Genomic DNA, 14991 nt, shown 5'->3' with positions numbered 1-14991 from the left:
CCAGGGGGACGGGCCTCACCGTCGCCCTGCGTGGTGACGCCGGGCGGAGCTGCGGAAGGAGACGGGGCGACCACCGCCAGGCACCCGAGGACGGCTCCGAGGACCGCTGCGAGGACCAGGGTCAGGACGACGGCGGTCGTCGACCGTGCACGGTGGGCCGTCGGTCGTGCCTGGGCGCTGGAGGACATGCCCGCAGTCAAGGCAGCGGGCTGTTGCCGGCACGTATGCGTTCTCCGATACGCCGGCGATACGTGCAGGCTCCCTAGCCTCGTGGGCATGCGCGTGCTGGTCGTCGAGGACGAACCCCTGCTGGGCGAGGCGATCCGCGCCGGGCTGCGCCTCGAGGCGATCGCGGCCGACCTCGCCGGCGACGGGGACACCGCCCTGGAGTTGCTGGGCACCAACGCCTACGACATCGCCGTGCTCGACCGCGACGTCCCCGGCCCCTCCGGCGACGAGATCGCCGAGCACATCGTCGCGTCCGGCAGCGGCATGCCGATCCTGATGCTCACCGCTGCCGACCGACTCGACGACAAGGCATCCGGATTCGAGCTCGGTGCCGACGACTACCTCACCAAGCCGTTCGCACTGCGCGAGCTCGTGCTCCGCCTCCGGGCACTCGACCGCAGGCGTGCCCACGCCCGGCCCCCGGTGCGGGAGATCGCGGGTCTGCGTCTCGACCCGTTCCGCCGCGAGGTCCACCGCGACGGCCGCTACGTCGCGCTCACCCGGAAGCAGTTCGCCGTGCTCGAGGTCCTCGTCGCCGCCGAGGGCGGTGTCGTCAGCGCCGAGGAGCTGCTGGAAAGCGCCTGGGACGAGAACGCCGACCCCTTCACCAACGCCGTGCGCATCACCGTCTCGGCCCTGCGCAAGCGCCTCGGCGAACCCTGGGTCATCGCCACCGTGGCCGGCGTCGGATACCGGATCGACCCGGCACCAGGCACCGGGCCCGGGGACGGACACCGTGGCTAGGGCCCGTGGTCCGAGCGTCCGCCTCCGACTCACCCTCAGCTACGCCGGCTTCCTCCTGCTCGCCGGCGCCCTGCTCCTGGCGGTCGTGTGGGTCTTCCTGCTGCGCTACGTGCCCGACGCCGTGCTCGTCACCTCCGACCCCACCGGGCGCCGCCCCGGGCTCTTCGTCCCCAACCGGTCCGACCTCCTGCGGGCCTTCGTCCCGAGGGCGGCCGCGGCGTCGGCGTTCCTCCTGGTGTTCGGTCTCGTGGGAGGGTGGTTCCTCGCCGGCCGGATGCTCGCCCCGCTGACCCGCATCACGGACGCCACGCGCCTGGCCGCGGCCGGGTCGCTCTCCCACCGGATCCGGCTGCCGGGCCGCGAGGACGAGTTCCGCGAGCTGGCCGACGCCTTCGACGGCATGCTCACGCGGCTGGAGGCGCACGTCGCCGAGCAGCGGCGGTTCGCGGCCAACGCCTCCCACGAGCTGCGCACCCCGCTGACGATCACGCAGGCGCTGCTCGACGTGGCCCGCGAGGACCCGGACCGGGACGCCGGCGAGCTCGTCGACCGTCTGCACGCCGTCAACACCCGGGCGATCGACCTCACCGAAGCGCTGCTGGTGCTCACCCGCGCCGACCAGCGGTCCTTCCCGCGTGAGCACGTCGACCTGTCCCTCGTTGCGGAGGAGGCGACCGAGACGCTCCTCCCCCTCGCGGAGCGGCGCGGTCTCACCGTCGAGACCTCCGGTGACGTCGCCTCCACCGTCGGCTCGCACCCGCTCCTGCTGCAGATGACGACGAACCTGCTGCACAACGCGATAGTCCACAACGTCCCTGGTCAGGGCGCCGTGTGGGTGAGGACGAGCACGGGACGCCGGGGTGTGACGCTCACCGTCGAGAACACCGGCGAGCAACTCGCCCCCCACCTGGTCGCCACGCTCGCCGAGCCGTTCCAGCGCGGCACCGAACGCAGGTACACCGACCACGTCGGCGCCGGCCTCGGCCTGGCGATCGTCAGGAGCATCGCCGAGGCGCACGACGGGACCCTCACGCTCACCCCCCGGGCCGCCGGCGGCCTCCGCGCCACGGTGGACCTGCCCGCGGCACCCCCGGACTGACCGGCTCCATCGCGGGGACCGGGCCTCGGCCCGGGCCGGGGGATGGGTGAGGTCGTAGGCGGCGGAGACCTTCCTGGGGACGACCATGCGCCAGGCGTCGACGACGAGCTCGCGCGCCTCGGTCGGGTCCAGGGCAGCGAGATCGGCGTGGACCCAGTGGAAGCGCACGCCCGACGCCGCGCGCATCCGGAACGTGTCGGGCGCGCTCAGGACGAGCGCCTCCCGCTCCTCGGGGAACGCGAAGCCCATTCCGGTCCCGGTCAGGGAGAACGCCACGTGGACGATGCGCCCGACGCGGAACTCCGGCCTGCCGCGCACGTACAGCCGGGACGAGCGCTCCAGCTCCGCGCCCAGCGGCCGGACGTCGTCGATCCCTGCCATGGTCGGAAACGTTCGTCGGGGTCCGCTCCTCCTGCGGCGCGCACACGGGATCGACCGGGACGGCGGGCCGGAGTCATCGGTCGTCAGACGCAGGTCCCGGGTCCGAGCACCGCTGCTCGGCCACCTGCTGCAGACCGTTCCTGATCAGCTGCCCCTACGCGTCGTCGCCCAGCGCGCCGATCGTGGCCTGCGCCTGCCGGAGGTGCTCACGGGCGCGGTCGGGGTCGCCCAGCCTGCGGTGGCACCCGCTCAGGTCCAGGTGCAACGACGGGTACAGGCCGGCCGCCGGGAGCGTCACTCCCGCCTGCGCCAGCCGGTCGTCGGTCAGCCGGTCGGCGGCCGCCAGCGCGCGCTCGTCCCAGACCAGCTCCTCGTGGACGTCGTCCTGCACGTCGGCCATCGCGTGCGCGAGCGTGCAGACGTGCAGGGGATCTCCCTGCTCGCCGCCGACCTCCTCCCAGATGTCCGTGGCGAGCACACGGGCGGCGTCCCGCTCGCCCTGGGAGCCCAGCTGCACCGCCTGCCCGATGCGGATGAGCGTCCCGTCCGTGGTCACCGGTGGTCCCTCCCGACTCGTCCCGGGGAGTACGCGCCCGTCCCGGGACGCCTACCGTCCCGCCGTGCGACGGAGCATCGCCCGGCCCGCGGACCTCGACGTCGTCCGGGCCTCCTACGACCGGGTGCCCGGGAGCCACGTGGCGATGGGGCGGTGGCCCAGGCCCGCCGGCTGCACCCGGAGCTGCGGTTCGACGTCGCCTCGGCCACCGACCTGGCGCTGGCGGACGCCTCCCTCGGCGGCGTGCGGGGGTGGTGGTCGCTGTTCGCCTCCCGCGCTCCGGCCTGCCCGAGGTGCTGCGGTCCTCCGCCGACGCGCTGGTGCCCGTGCGGCTCCCCGAGCAGCTCGCCGCGGTGCTCGCCGACGCGGGTCTGGAGCCCGTGTCCGAGCTGAGGCTGCCGGCGGGCGTGTTCGGGCACCCGCAGGTGCTGCTCACCGCCCGACGACCGGACTGACCGCGGCGTCGACGCGCCCGGCCGCGAGGGCCAGGAGGCGGTCGGCGCTCTCGACCGCCGCGGGCTCGTGGGTGGCGTGCACGACGACGGCACCCCGGATGGCCTCGGCCGCCAGTGCCTCGAGCACCGCGGCCTGGGTGCCGGCGTCGACCCCGGCGGTGGGCTCGTCCACGAGCAGGACGTCGGCCCGGGCCGCCAGTCCCTGGGCGACGAGCGCGCGCTGCCGCTGACCGCCGGAGACCGCCGACAGCGGGGTTCCGAGCAGACCGGTCAGCCCCAGTCGCCCGGCGCTCGACGCGATCAGCGCCCGGTCGGCCGCGCGCAGGCGCCGCCACGGGCCGCGCTCGCGCCAGCGCCCCATCGCGACGGTGTCGCCGACGGTGAGCGGCAGGTCGTCGGGGACGGCGCTGCGCTGCGGGACGTAGGCGACGGTCAGCCCGTCGAGGCCGTGCACGCGGCCCGCGGTCGGCCGCCGCACGCCGGCCAGGACGTCGAGCAGCGTCGACTTCCCGGCCCCGTTCGCGCCGACGAGCGCGGTCACGGCGCCCGCCGGCGGCTGACCGGCGCACCGACAGCACGGACGGGGCTCCCCACGGATCTGGCCGAGGGGGCCCCGTCCCGCGTCCCGCAGGGTCCACGACGGCACGGAGGCGGCCTGGATCGAGCCCGCGGTCGACGGTCAGGAGGAGCTGCGGTACCCGGCCCCGGTCCTCGCGCTCGCCGGTGCGGGCGCCACGGCCGCTCGGGCCGGCGACGTGGAGGAGGGCCGACGGCAGGACGGTGTCCGGGGCGCGCTCCGGACCGACATCGCGGCCACCGTCGAGGACCCCGGCAGCTCCGGACCGGCCGTGACCGCTGCGGCGGGCGGGCTCGGTCAGTGGGCCGGGAGGCACGCCCAGACGTGCTTGCGGCCGTCGAGCACCTCCCACCCCCGCGCGGTGGTCAGGTGGGCGACCAGGTGCAGGCCCATGCCGCCGAGGGCGGGATCGCGGCCCACGGCGGGTTCCGGGCCGCGCTCGGGGGCGCCGTCGCTGACGTCGATCAGCACCCCCTCGGCCGTCCGGGCGGCGTGGACGCGGACCGGCCCGCCACCGTGCCGCAGGCCGTTGGCGGCCAGTTCGTCCACCGCGAGCAGCAGCCCGTCGAGGAGGTCGTCGTCCGCGTCCGGCGCGTTCGCGGGCAGCCAGGACCGCAGCCGGGCCCGGACCGTCCGCAGCTGCCGCGGGTCGGTGATCTCGGCTTCGTAAGGGGGTCCCGTCGTCTCGGGACGGGACCGTCGCGGCCAGCTGTCCTGGGGCATGTGCTCGTCTCGGTCGGTGGCGTCCGCCGGTGGGTGCCCATCCGGCGGGGACGCCAACCGGAACGGCGTCGGGACGCCGTCCGGCCGGTGCGGCGACCGGTCCTGACAGGGCGACGGCCTCTCGTTCGTCGACACCTGTCGATTGACTCTCGATAGATCCCGCGCGAGAGTCGGTGCATGTCACGTGTGCACCGTGTGGTGCTGCCCCTCCGGGTCCTGCTCGTGGTGGTGTTCTCGGCGCTGGCTGCCGCCGAGATCTGGGCCGTGCCCGGTCTGGTGCCGGACGTCGCCGAGCCGTCGCTCGAGCAGTCGGTGATGCGGTGGACCATGCTGGCGGTCCTGGTGCTGGCGCTCGGGTGCGTCCAGGTGGTCATCGTCTGCACCTGGCAGCTGCTGACCCTCGTCACGACCGACCGGATCTTCAGCACGAGCGCGTTCCCGTGGGTCGACGCGATCGTCTCGGCGATGGCGGCCGGGTGGCTGATGCTGCTGGGCGCCTTCGTCTGCTCCTACTACTTCGTCATCGACGAGGTCAGCGACGACCCCGTGCTCCCCGGGCTGCTGCTCGTGCTGCTGCTGGTCGGCGCCGTGGCGGGGCTGCTCATGGTGGTCATGCGGGCGCTGCTGCGGCAGGCCACGACGCTGCGCACCGACATGGAAGCGGTCATCTGATGCCGATCGTCGTGCGCATCGACGTCGAGCTGGCCCGCCGCAAGATGAGCGTCGGCGAGTTCGCCGAACGGGTCGGACTGACGCCGGCCAACGTGGCGGTCCTCAAGAACGGCCGCGCCAAGGCGGTCCGGTTCAGCACGCTGGAGGCCATGTGCCGGGTGCTCGGCTGCCAGCCCGGTGACCTGCTCGAGTACGTCGAGGACGACGTCGACGCGCCGCAGGCCGCCCGCCGGTGAGCGGCACCGCGGGCGCCGACGTCCTGGTGGTGGGCGCCGGGCTGGCCGGCCTGCACACCGCCACGCTGCTCGCCCGGCGCGGCCACGACGTGCTGCTGGCCGACCGGCGCCGGCGCCTGGACGGGGCCGTCCGCACCACGGGGATCTTCGTCCGCAAGACCCTCGACGACTTCGCGCTGCCGCCGGAGTGCCTCGGGCCGCCGATCCGCCGGGTGGTCCTCTACCCGCCGGGCCTGCGCCGACCGGTGACCCTGGACAGCGACCGGGACGAGTACCGGGTGGGCGACATGGGGCCGCTGTACCTCGCCGCGGCCCGGGAGGCGGCCGGCGCCGGCGTGCGGCTCGCGCTCGGCACGCGCTACGCCGGCCGGGCGGGCGGCGTCTCGCTGCTGACCGGCCCGGACGGCGCGACGCGGGTGCGGGCGCGGTTCGTCGTCGGTGCCGACGGCGCGCGCTCGGCCGTCGCCCGCGACCTCGGGCTGGACCGCAACACCGCCCTGCTGGTCGGCGCCGAGGAGGTCTCCGCCGTCGGCCCGGGGGAGGGGCCGCCGACGTTCCACTGCGTCCTGGACCCCTCGCTCGCCCCGGGTTACCTGGCCTGGGTGGTCGACGACGGGCGGCACGCCCACGTCGGCGTCGCCGGCTACGCCTCCCGCTACCCCGACGGGATGCGCGCGGCGCTGCGGCGGTTCGCCGCCTCGGCACCGGGGCTGCGCGGGGACGCCCGCCCCGGCGAGGTCGAGCGGCGCGGCGGCCCGATCCCGGTGGGCGGCCTGCTGCGGCGGATCAGCTGCCCCGACGGGCTGCTCGTGGGGGACGCGGCGGGCGCCGTCTCGCCCCTGACCGCCGGTGGCCTCGACCCGTGCCTGCGGCTGTCGCAACACGCCGCCGACGTCCTCGACGACGCCCTGCGGACCTCCTGCCCCGACGCGCTGCGCCACCACGACGGCGCCGCGCTGCGCCGGCAGTTCCGCGGGCGGCTGCTGCTGCGCGCCGGGCTGGCCCAGGTGCGCACGCCCGCCGTGGCGACGGCGGCCTTCGCCCTGCTGCGCACACCGCCCGGCCGGGCCGCTGCCCGCCGCGTGCTCTTCGGCGACCGTTCGTTCCCCGACCCCGGCCCCGCCGTCTCCTGATGCGGCCGTGCCGGTGCGGGCCTCGGTGGCGGGCGCTTGGTTTCCTGTAGACGCGGACGGCCATCCGGGCCGGCCGCCGGAGGCCCTGGGGAGGGGGACCGGTGGACCCGACGAGCGACCTGCTGGGCGGCCGCTACCGGCTGGAGTCCGTCCTCGCCAGCGGCGGCATGGGCCGGGTCTGGCGGGCGACCGACACGCTGCTGCAGCGCGCCGTCGCGGTGAAGGTCCTGCGCAGCGAGTACACCGGTGACCCCTCCTTCCTGCAGCGGTTCCGCGCCGAGGCGCGGCACGCGGCGCTGCTCAACGACCCCCACATCGCCGCCGTCCACGACTACGGCGAGACCGTCGGCCCCGGCGGCGAGCCGCTGGCCTACCTCGTCATGGAGCTGGTGGCGGGGGAGTCGCTGTCGGACCTGCTGGCCCGAGTCGGCCGCCTCGACATGCCGACCACGCTCGACCTGCTGCGCCAGACCGCGTCCGCCCTCGCCGCCGCGCACGCCGCCGGGGTGGTCCACCGCGACGTCAAGCCCGGCAACGTCCTGGTCGCCCCCGACGGCGTCGTCAAGATCACCGACTTCGGGATCGCCTGGTCGGCCTCGAGCGTCCCGCTGACCGGCACCGGCCAGGTGATCGGCACCGCCCACTACCTCTCACCCGAGCAGGCGAAGGGCGCCAAGGCCTCCCCGGCCAGCGACGTCTACGCCCTGGGCGTCGTCGCCTACGAGTGCCTGTCGGGGCGGCGGCCCTTCGACGGCGAGAGCTCCGTCCAGGTGGCCCTCATGCAGATCCAGGACGAGCCACCGCCGTTGCCGCCGGACGTGCCGGCCGACGTCCGCATGCTGGTGGAGCGGGCCATGGTCAAGGACCCGGCGGTCCGGTACCCCGACGGCGGCGCGCTCCGCGACGCCGTCGACGGGGTCCTGCGGCACCGGTCGACGGCGCCGGCCGCCCGGCACGACACCGTCGTCCTCCCCGCGGCCGCGCCGGCGCACACCGCCGTCCTGCCCGCGCCGGTGCCGGTGCCGGTGCCGGTGCCGGACACTCCCGCGCCCGGAGCCCCCGGGCGGAGCCGGCGCGGAGCCGTGCTCGCCGGGGTCCTCGCCCTGCTCGCCCTCGCGGTGGTCGGCGTGGTGCTCGCGCTGACGAACGGGGACCCGGAGGGCACCGCGGCGTCCCCGGCGACGACGTCGTCCTCGGCCACGACGGCCCCGACCGCGGCCCCGACCACGGCTCCGACCACGGCCCCGGCCCCGTCGTCGGCCCCCACACCGACGGGGCCGGGGCCGGTGGACGTCGTGGCGGCCGACCTGGTGGGGCGCCCGCTCGCCGACGTCCGGGCCGCGCTGACCGCCCTGGGCCTGTCGGTGCAGCCCCAGCCCGTCGTCACGGGCGAGGTCCCCGCGGACCAGGTGACCGCCGTCGCGCCCGAGGGACCCGTGCTCCCGGGGCAGACGGTGACCGTCACCTACGCGGTCGCGCCCCCGGCCGACGACGACCCGGGCGGGGACGACGGCGACGGCGAGGGCGACCAGGGCAACGGGAACGGCAACGGGAACGGGAACGGCGGCGGGAACGGCAACCGCGGCAACGGGAACGGCAACGGGCGCGGCGGCGACGACTGACCGCCCTCGGCCTCAGAGCACCGTGGAGCCGTACATCTCGCCGAGCGGGTCGGCGATGAGCTCGATGCGGGCGCCGTCGGGGTCGCGGAAGTAGACCGAGACGCCGCTGTGCACCACGTGCTCCACCCCGGCGTCGGCGAGCCGCTGCACCAGTTCGTCCCAGCGCCCGGGCTCGACGCTGATGGCCATGTGGTGCAGGCCGCCCAGCACCTCGGCGTAGGGGCCGACGTCCAGGCCGGGGAAGTCGAAGTACGCCAGCAGGTTGCCGTTGCCGATGTCGAAGAAGAAGTGCGAGGAGCCGGGGTAGTCGCGGTTCTCGATCAGCTCGGTCAGCGGGAAGCCGAGCAGGTCCTGGACGAAGCGGATCGTGCGCTCGACGTCGCTGCTGATCAGGGCGGTGTGGTGCAGGCCCCGGGCGGTCGAGGGCGGGCGCTCCCCGGCCGGCTTCAGGTACGCGGCGCGCAGGCGCGCACGCTCGGCCTCCAGGGCTTCCAGGGCTGCGGTGTCCCGGGTCTCGGTCATCTGCGGAGCTCCCTCGGGTCGGGGGTCGGCTGGTCGGCGGCGGGCGCGAGCCCGAACTGGGCCCGGCGCCTCGCGGGCACCAGGTCGAGGTACCCGGGGTGCCGCTGGACGTAGCTCCGGATGAACGGGCAGAACGGCAGGACGGCCAGCCCCGCCTCGCGGGCGGCGTCCAGGGCGCCCCGCGCGAGCACGGAGCCCAGGCCGCGTCCCTCGAACGCGGGGTCGACGACGGTGTGCGTGAACGACACCGACGACGACGTCCGCCGGTACTCCGCGAACCCGGCCACCCGGCCGTCCACGAGGACCTCGAAGCGGTTCGCCGCCGGGTCGTCGACGACCACCGGTGCACTGCCGTTCACGGGCCTCCTCCGATCGTCCCGCGGAGATGGTCCCGCATCCCGCCCGGGCGCGGACCCCGTCCCGGCACGGCGGAGGCGGGTGCCGGACGGCCCGCGCGGACACGCCGGCGGAGTTGAGCCGAACCGGCGTCATCGTGCGGTTTCGGCAGATCCACACGCTCCCGTGAGCGCGGAACGGTCGACATGTGGGCGGTTGGGAGTGCAGGTCACCGACCCGGTCGGCGGGCTTCGCAACGATCCGAACACGCGGTGTCCCGTGGGCGATCCGCGGCGGCGTCCGGCGCGTCCCGCGGCCCTACGTTTCCCCTTGTCCGCACCGCCCTTCCCCGGCGGGTACGGACGCCGTCGCACTTCCCCGGCGACGGCCCCATGGACGGGACGAGACGGTGGACCAGTGGCACTCCGCAGCAGCAGTGAGATCAGGGTCGGCAACCAGGCGTGCCTGGGCTGGTGGCTCGTCGTCGACGACGGGCAGGGCCGCGACCGGCTCGTCGACGGGCCGTTCCCCGACCGGTCGGAGGCCGCCTGGGCGGCCGTCGCGCACATCGAGGAGGCGCGCCCCGTCTACGGTGTCCGCCGGCCCGACGGCGGCCTGCACCGCCGGCCCTCGCCGCAGGAGCTGGCCTGGCTCGGCCACCTCGGCGACCAGCTCGACCGGCTGCCCGCGGACTGGGACGCCGGGCTGACCGACGAGGACCCGCTGACCACCCTCGTCGTGGAGGTCACCGCCGCGCTCACCGAGGCCGGCCTGCCCCTGTGGGACGCCGCCGGCGACGGCGCCGCGCTCGGGGGCGCCTGCGTGACGGCCGAGCCCGGCCTCGACGGCGTGGTCGTGGGCTGGCGCCAGCACGACCGGATGAGCGTCGAGCAGGTCCACGGCCTGGTCGCCGACATCTCCGTGCAGGCCGTCATGAACCGCGCCGTGGCCGACGTGCTCTGGCTGCGCGGCCTGGACGTCACACCCCTCGGCGAGGAGGCCGGCGGCCACGTCGTCCGCTACGCCGACTGACACCACCGACAACCCGGCCCGCCACGGGCCACCCTCCCGGGACGCCGTCGACACCGACGGCGTCCCGGTGTCGTCTCCGCGGGACTCCCCGGACGTCGGACCCCGTGCCAGGCTCGACGCCGACCCGACCCGGGGACGGGGGCGGACGTGCCACAGGCGGAGTCCCCCGCGGCGGGACTGCACGAGGAGCGCCACCGCGACGGGTCGCTGCGCGCCCGCGGGTGCGTCGTCGGCGGGCGACCCGACGGCTACCGGGAGTGGTTCCGCCTCGACGGGACCATGCTGCGCTCCGGATGGTTCGACCGCGGCCGCGAGACCGGCGAGTGGACCACCTGCGACCGGAGCGGCGCGCCGTACAGGACGACGATCCCGGGCTGAACCGCCGCCAGGCCGCCGGCAGGCCCCTGCCGGGCCGCCGACACGCCACCGACACGCCGCCGTCCGGGACGACCGTGCGGCGGCGGGCGGGCTCCACGCGGGGGAACGCACCGCGAGTCGACAAGACGGTGCCCGTTGAGCCGCGTCACGAGCCCCTGACCAGGGCGGACACAACGATCGCGTGACGCCGCCGCCCAGGGTGCCGCGACGGGGGCCTCCGCGAGGGGTGCCGGCCCGATGCTCTGCGTGTCCCCGGCACCTCCCCCGCCGGGACGACGTCCTGGAGGAACCCCGTGAGCGCCCCCACCCTGCCGGCTCCCCGCCGGCCGTTCCCGTCCACACCGGCCCGGGCCGGAGCCCCGGAGGCAGCCGGGGACGGGCTCGGCATCGCCGACCTGGTCGACCTGCTCGGTCTCGACCTCGACCGCCTGCTCCTCGACACGGCCGAGGAGGACGCCGCGGCCGCGGCCGCTGCCGCCCGCGAGCCCGTCGACCCGGTGGCGGTCGTCCGTGGCTGGGTGCGACGGGCAGCCGCGTGGGGCTCCGGTCCGCAGCGGTCCTGGTGCGCCTGGTGATGGCCGCGCTCCTGCTCTGGCCGGCGGTCGCCGTCGCGGGTTTCCTCGCGGTGGCCGGGCTGGTCGTCGTCCTCGGCCGCAGCTCCACGGCCCGCTACGAGTTCGAGCGCAACGCCGCGCGCCCGCCGCAGCCGCCCGCTGCGCCGGCGCCGGCCGCGGCCGACGCCCGCGACGCCGCTCCCGCCCGCGTCGACGCCCCGGTGCCGGCCGGCCCGGCGGGCACCGGGACCGCGGAGGGCGCCGTCGCGACGGCGACCCCGGCGCGCACCGCCGTCGGGCTGGCCACGCACCCCGCGGGACGGCGCCTGCCCGGCGCCGGGGCACCGACGGCGTGGTGGCTGGTCGACGGGACCGGGGACGAGGCGGAGGCGCTGGCCGGGCCCTTCGCCGACCGGGTGGAGGCCGACTGGGCCGCGGTGTCCTGCGACCTCGACGGCGCGGTCCGCACCGTCCACGGCGTGCTGCGCGAGGACGGCACGGTCGCCCGGCGCCCCTCGCCGCAGGACCGGGCGTGGCTGGCCCAGCTCGGCGCCCAGCTCGACCGGCTCCCCGAGGACTGGGACGAGCTGCTCACCGACGAGGACGCCCTCACCACGCTGGTCGTGGAGGTCGCCGCCGCGCTGGTCGAGTCCGGCCTGACGCTGCACGACTGCTCGGGCGCCGACCCGGAGGCCGCGGCGGCCGGCGGGGCGTGCCTGACGCCGGAGACCTCGTACGGCGGGGTCCTGGTGAGCTGGCGCCAGCACGACCGGATGAGCCTGCAGCAGGTGCGCGGCGCCGCACTGGACACGTCGGTGCAGCGGACCATGAACGCGCTGCTCGCCGACCTGCTCACGCAGTTCGGGTTCGTCGTCGACCCGTTCGGCGAGGACGGCTGCTCCCTGGTCACCGCGATCCGGACCCACCCGCTCGGGGGGTAGCGGGGGCCTCGCGGGTCGAGCCCGTCCGCGGTCGTGCCGACTCCCGGTGCATGGCAGAGTCGACGACGACCCGGGCCCGCCGCCGCGGGATCGCCCTGTGGTGCTACCTCACCGCGCTGGTGACGGTGCCGCTCATCGGTGTCGGTGTGCTGACCACCCTGATCGCGGGCGCCCGCTCCGCCGAGGTGGACAGCGCGGCGCGCGCCGAGCAGGGGGTCCGGGCGGTGGCCGGCCTCGACGCGCTGCGGGCGGCCACGGAGCAGGAGATCCTCCCGGCGCTGGCGCTGACCGTCATCGACGACCCGGCGGCCGCCCAGCAGCTGGGCGTGCAGCCGTGGCTGCTGGGCACCGTGCGCAGCACCGCCGAGCAGGCCCTCGCCGAGCGCCGGGCGCTCACCGACCAGGTCCTGGCCGCGGTGCCCGAGGGCTCCCTCGGGTCCGCGGTCGCCGGCCGGGTGGACGAGGCGCTGGCCTGGCTGCGGGCGCGCAGCGACGCCGGCGACGTGCGGCTGGAGCAGATCTACCTCGGCTACCTCGACATCTCGAACGAGGTCATGACCGCCGAGCGCGCCGCGGCCGCGGCCGCCGTCTCCGAGGGCGTGCCGGCGCGCACCGTGCGCGCCGTCCAGGACGTCCAGACCGTCGCCCAGCTCGCCCAGGACGCCAGCCGGCAGATGCCGCTGTACCTCGGCTCGCTGTTCGCCCCCGACGACGCCCTCATCGGTTCCCGCCTGGCGTGGGAGACCGGCTGGCTGTCCTACACCGACGCCAAGCGGCAGATGGACGAGCTGTCCTCGGGCTCCCTGCGGACGGCGTGGCAGGAGGTCCGCCAGTCCGACCTCATGACCGGGATGGACACCCTGCTCACCCCGTCGGACGCTCCCGACGAGTTCGTCACTGACATCACCCGCATGACCGATCTGCTGTTCCGCAGCGGGGACCGCGACATGCAGCTCGCGGGGCTGGTCGACACCGCGGTCGACACCGCCGTGACGCTGGCCGCGGGCGACCGCGAGGAGGCCGCCGCGGACCTGCGCACCACGCTCCGGGTCGGGGTGGGCCTGCTGCTGCTGTCCGTGGTGGGCGCGGTCTGGATGGGCCGCACCGTCTCGCGCAAGCTCGGCGTGCTGGCCGGCCAGGCCACCCAGATCAGTCAGGGCGAGCTCGTGGAGGTGGAGGTCGCCGGCCCGCGCGAGGTGCGCACCGTCTCGGCCGCCCTCGGGGACGCCGTCGCCGGGCTGCGCCGGATCCAGGACCAGGCGCAGGCCGTGGCCCGCGGCGACCTCGACGACGCGCTGCTCGACCAGCCGCTGCCCGGCCCGCTCGGCGAGGTCGTGCACGCCTCCATCCAGCAGATCGTCTCCTCGGTGCGCCAGCGCGAGGAGCTGCAGTTCGCCCTCGCCCACCGCGCCACCCACGACCCGCTCACCGAGCTGCCCAACCGGGCGCAGGCGCTGACGCTGGTCACCTCGGCGCTGCACCGCGCCCGCCGGTCCAGCGAGACGACCGGACTGCTCTTCGTCGACCTCGACGGCTTCAAGGGGGTCAACGACGCCCACGGCCACGCAGCCGGTGACACGGTGCTGCGCGAGGTCGCCGCCCGGATGCGGGCCCTGGTCCGCGCCGGCGACGTCGTCTGCCGCCTCGGCGGGGACGAGTTCGTCGTCCTGGTCGAGCCGGTCGAGACCGTGCGCGACCTGCAGGAGCTCGCCGAGCGGCTGATCGCCGCCGTCAGCGCGCCGATCGAGCTCGCGGGCGCCACGGTGCGGGTGGGCGCGAGCATCGGCATCGCGGTCAGCCGCGACGGCGGTGCCGACGCCGACGTCCTGTTCGCCGAGGCCGACACCGCCGCCTACCGCGCCAAGCAGCACGGCCGCGGCCGCGCGGAGGTGTTCGACGAGGCGCTGCGCAGCGCCCTGGCCCTGCGCGCGGAGACCGAGGCGGCGATCACCGCCGCGCTCGGCAACGGCGAGATGCGGCTGCACTACCAGCCGGTGGTCGACGTCGCCGGCCGGCGGCTGCACGGCTACGAGGCGCTCGTCCGCTGGCAGCGGGACGGGGTCCCCGTCCCGCCGGACGACTTCATCCCGGTGGCCGAGAGCTCCGGCCTGATCTGCGACCTGGACCGGTGGGTGCTCGGCGAGGCCACCCGCCAGCTGGCCGCCTGGCGCGCCGAGCACCCGCCGGCGCCGGGCGGACCCGAGCCGACGATGGCGGTCAACGTCTCCGGCCGGCACCTGACCGACCCGCGCGTGGTCACCGACGTCGCCGAGGCGCTGGCCGCCTCGGGGCTGCCCCCGCACCTGCTCGTCCTGGAGGTCACCGAGACCGTCCTCGTCGACGACCCGGTCGCCATGACCCACCTCTCCCGGCTGCGGGACACGGGCGTGGCCATCGCCATCGACGACTTCGGCACCGGCTACACCTCGATCGGGCAGCTGCGGCACATGCCGGTGGACACGCTGAAGATCGACCGCAGCTTCGTGACCTCGCCCGACCCGGGGCAGCGCGAGCTGGTGGCTCTGATCATCCGCGCCGCGCACACCTTCGGCCTCAGCGTCGTCGCCGAGGGCGTGGAGGAGCCCGAGCAGCTGCAGCGGCTGCGCGAGCAGGCCTGCGACCACGCGCAGGGCTACCTGCTGCACCGCCCGCTGCCGGCCGAGGCCGCCGGGGCGCTGCTGCGGCCGCTGCCGGCCGGGGTGCCCGCGCCGCGGACCGACGGCACGCCGGAGCCGGTCCCCGCGTCCTGACGCCGGCGCGTGTCCCGTTGACCGCGGGACGGCGGCGGGGGAGCCTCCAGCG

The 14991-nt window shown here is 76.2% G+C and carries 17 protein-coding genes; 12 read left to right on the top strand and 5 right to left on the bottom strand.

Translation table 11 applies throughout. From position 1 onward, the window contains the following. Positions 1–276 precede the first annotated feature (276 nt). Complete coding sequence (locus HLV61_RS13270) at positions 277–972, top strand: response regulator transcription factor (protein WP_369256136.1); 696 nt, start codon at positions 277–279, stop codon at positions 970–972. Further along, positions 965–2071, top strand: coding sequence for a sensor histidine kinase (locus HLV61_RS13265; protein ID WP_369256134.1), 1107 nt, complete (start codon positions 965–967; stop codon positions 2069–2071). The genes HLV61_RS13270 and HLV61_RS13265 overlap by 8 nt, the downstream gene beginning before the upstream one ends. A gap of 535 nt (positions 2072–2606) precedes the next feature. On the opposite strand, the gene HLV61_RS13260 is transcribed toward HLV61_RS13265, so the two are convergent. Then, positions 2607–3008: a hypothetical protein gene (locus tag HLV61_RS13260; RefSeq protein WP_369256132.1), complete on the bottom strand. Its 402-nt coding sequence runs from the start codon at positions 3006–3008 to the stop codon at positions 2607–2609. A 251-nt stretch (positions 3009–3259) separates the two neighbouring features. On the opposite strand from HLV61_RS13260, the gene HLV61_RS13255 reads away from it, so the two are divergent. Beyond that, a complete protein-coding gene (locus HLV61_RS13255) occupies positions 3260–3463 on the top strand; it encodes a hypothetical protein (RefSeq protein ID WP_369256130.1) in 204 nt (67 codons plus the stop codon). Here HLV61_RS13255 and HLV61_RS13250 read toward each other — a convergent pair. Together HLV61_RS13250 and HLV61_RS13245 are read right to left on the bottom strand one after the other, a co-directional pair. After that, positions 3441–4004, bottom strand: coding sequence for an ATP-binding cassette domain-containing protein (locus tag HLV61_RS13250; RefSeq protein WP_369256128.1), 564 nt, complete (start codon positions 4002–4004; stop codon positions 3441–3443). The two genes, HLV61_RS13255 and HLV61_RS13250, sit on opposite strands and share 23 nt — an antisense overlap. 333 nt (positions 4005–4337) lie before the next feature. Beyond that, positions 4338–4763: an ATP-binding protein gene (locus tag HLV61_RS13245; RefSeq protein WP_369256126.1), complete on the bottom strand. Its 426-nt coding sequence runs from the start codon at positions 4761–4763 to the stop codon at positions 4338–4340. Between the two features lie 177 nt (positions 4764–4940). On the opposite strand from HLV61_RS13245, the gene HLV61_RS13240 reads away from it, so the two are divergent. From HLV61_RS13240 to HLV61_RS13225, 4 genes are all read left to right on the top strand, one after another. Then, a complete protein-coding gene (locus tag HLV61_RS13240) occupies positions 4941–5435 on the top strand; it encodes a DUF2975 domain-containing protein (protein WP_369256124.1) in 495 nt (164 codons plus the stop codon). Further along, a complete protein-coding gene (locus tag HLV61_RS13235; RefSeq protein WP_369256122.1) occupies positions 5435–5671 on the top strand; it encodes a helix-turn-helix domain-containing protein in 237 nt (78 codons plus the stop codon). The genes HLV61_RS13240 and HLV61_RS13235 overlap by 1 nt, the downstream gene beginning before the upstream one ends. After that, positions 5668–6804: an FAD-dependent oxidoreductase gene (locus tag HLV61_RS13230; protein ID WP_369256120.1), complete on the top strand. Its 1137-nt coding sequence runs from the start codon at positions 5668–5670 to the stop codon at positions 6802–6804. Before HLV61_RS13235 ends, HLV61_RS13230 begins: the two co-directional genes overlap by 4 nt. 101 nt (positions 6805–6905) lie before the next feature. Continuing rightward, positions 6906–8426, top strand: coding sequence for a serine/threonine protein kinase (locus HLV61_RS13225; RefSeq protein ID WP_369256118.1), 1521 nt, complete (start codon positions 6906–6908; stop codon positions 8424–8426). 12 nt (positions 8427–8438) lie between these two features. Here the strand turns inward: HLV61_RS13225 and HLV61_RS13220 are convergent, their stop codons facing one another. Together HLV61_RS13220 and HLV61_RS13215 are read right to left on the bottom strand one after the other, a co-directional pair. Continuing rightward, on the bottom strand, positions 8439–8948 hold the full coding sequence (locus HLV61_RS13220; protein ID WP_369256116.1) for a VOC family protein: 510 nt from the start codon (positions 8946–8948) through the stop codon (positions 8439–8441). Next, the gene (locus tag HLV61_RS13215; protein ID WP_369256115.1) at positions 8945–9307 is read right to left on the bottom strand and encodes a GNAT family N-acetyltransferase; all 363 of its coding nucleotides are present in this window, start codon (positions 9305–9307) and stop codon (positions 8945–8947) included. The genes HLV61_RS13220 and HLV61_RS13215 overlap by 4 nt, the downstream gene beginning before the upstream one ends. Positions 9308–9701: 394 nt before the next feature. On the opposite strand from HLV61_RS13215, the gene HLV61_RS13210 reads away from it, so the two are divergent. From HLV61_RS13210 to HLV61_RS13190, 5 genes are all read left to right on the top strand, one after another. Beyond that, positions 9702–10316, top strand: a complete 615-nt coding sequence (locus tag HLV61_RS13210) for a hypothetical protein (RefSeq protein ID WP_369256113.1) — start codon at positions 9702–9704, stop codon at positions 10314–10316. A 147-nt stretch (positions 10317–10463) separates the two neighbouring features. Next, complete coding sequence (locus HLV61_RS13205) at positions 10464–10694, top strand: hypothetical protein (protein ID WP_369256111.1); 231 nt, start codon at positions 10464–10466, stop codon at positions 10692–10694. Positions 10695–10987: 293 nt separating this feature from the next. Continuing rightward, the gene (locus HLV61_RS13200; RefSeq protein ID WP_369256109.1) at positions 10988–11269 is read left to right on the top strand and encodes a hypothetical protein; all 282 of its coding nucleotides are present in this window, start codon (positions 10988–10990) and stop codon (positions 11267–11269) included. Further along, on the top strand, positions 11230–12189 hold the full coding sequence (locus HLV61_RS13195) for a hypothetical protein (protein ID WP_369256108.1): 960 nt from the start codon (positions 11230–11232) through the stop codon (positions 12187–12189). Before HLV61_RS13200 ends, HLV61_RS13195 begins: the two co-directional genes overlap by 40 nt. A gap of 50 nt (positions 12190–12239) precedes the next feature. Continuing rightward, positions 12240–14939, top strand: coding sequence for a putative bifunctional diguanylate cyclase/phosphodiesterase (locus HLV61_RS13190; RefSeq protein ID WP_369256106.1), 2700 nt, complete (start codon positions 12240–12242; stop codon positions 14937–14939). The last annotated feature ends 52 nt before the right edge of the window (positions 14940–14991 follow it).

Origin of the sequence: Geodermatophilus amargosae, from assembly GCF_041028265.1 — a bacterium.
Classification (GTDB): domain Bacteria; phylum Actinomycetota; class Actinomycetes; order Mycobacteriales; family Geodermatophilaceae; genus Geodermatophilus; species Geodermatophilus amargosae_A.
The sequence above is the reverse complement of the archived record's forward strand: the minus strand, read 5'-3'. Positions and strand labels throughout refer to the sequence as shown.

What these genes read in the sequence shown, in the direction of transcription:
- HLV61_RS13270 (WP_369256136.1), top strand. Translation starts at nt 277, where the DNA reads ATGCGCGTGCTGGTCGTCGAGGACGAACCCCTGCTGGGCGAGGCGATC.
- HLV61_RS13245 (WP_369256126.1), bottom strand. Translation starts at nt 4,763, where the DNA reads ATGCCCCAGGACAGCTGGCCGCGACGGTCCCGTCCCGAGACGACGGGA.
- HLV61_RS13240 (WP_369256124.1), top strand. Translation starts at nt 4,941, where the DNA reads ATGTCACGTGTGCACCGTGTGGTGCTGCCCCTCCGGGTCCTGCTCGTG.
- HLV61_RS13235 (WP_369256122.1), top strand. Translation starts at nt 5,435, where the DNA reads ATGCCGATCGTCGTGCGCATCGACGTCGAGCTGGCCCGCCGCAAGATG.
- HLV61_RS13220 (WP_369256116.1), bottom strand. Translation starts at nt 8,948, where the DNA reads ATGACCGAGACCCGGGACACCGCAGCCCTGGAAGCCCTGGAGGCCGAG.
- HLV61_RS13190 (WP_369256106.1), top strand. Translation starts at nt 12,240, where the DNA reads ATGGCAGAGTCGACGACGACCCGGGCCCGCCGCCGCGGGATCGCCCTG.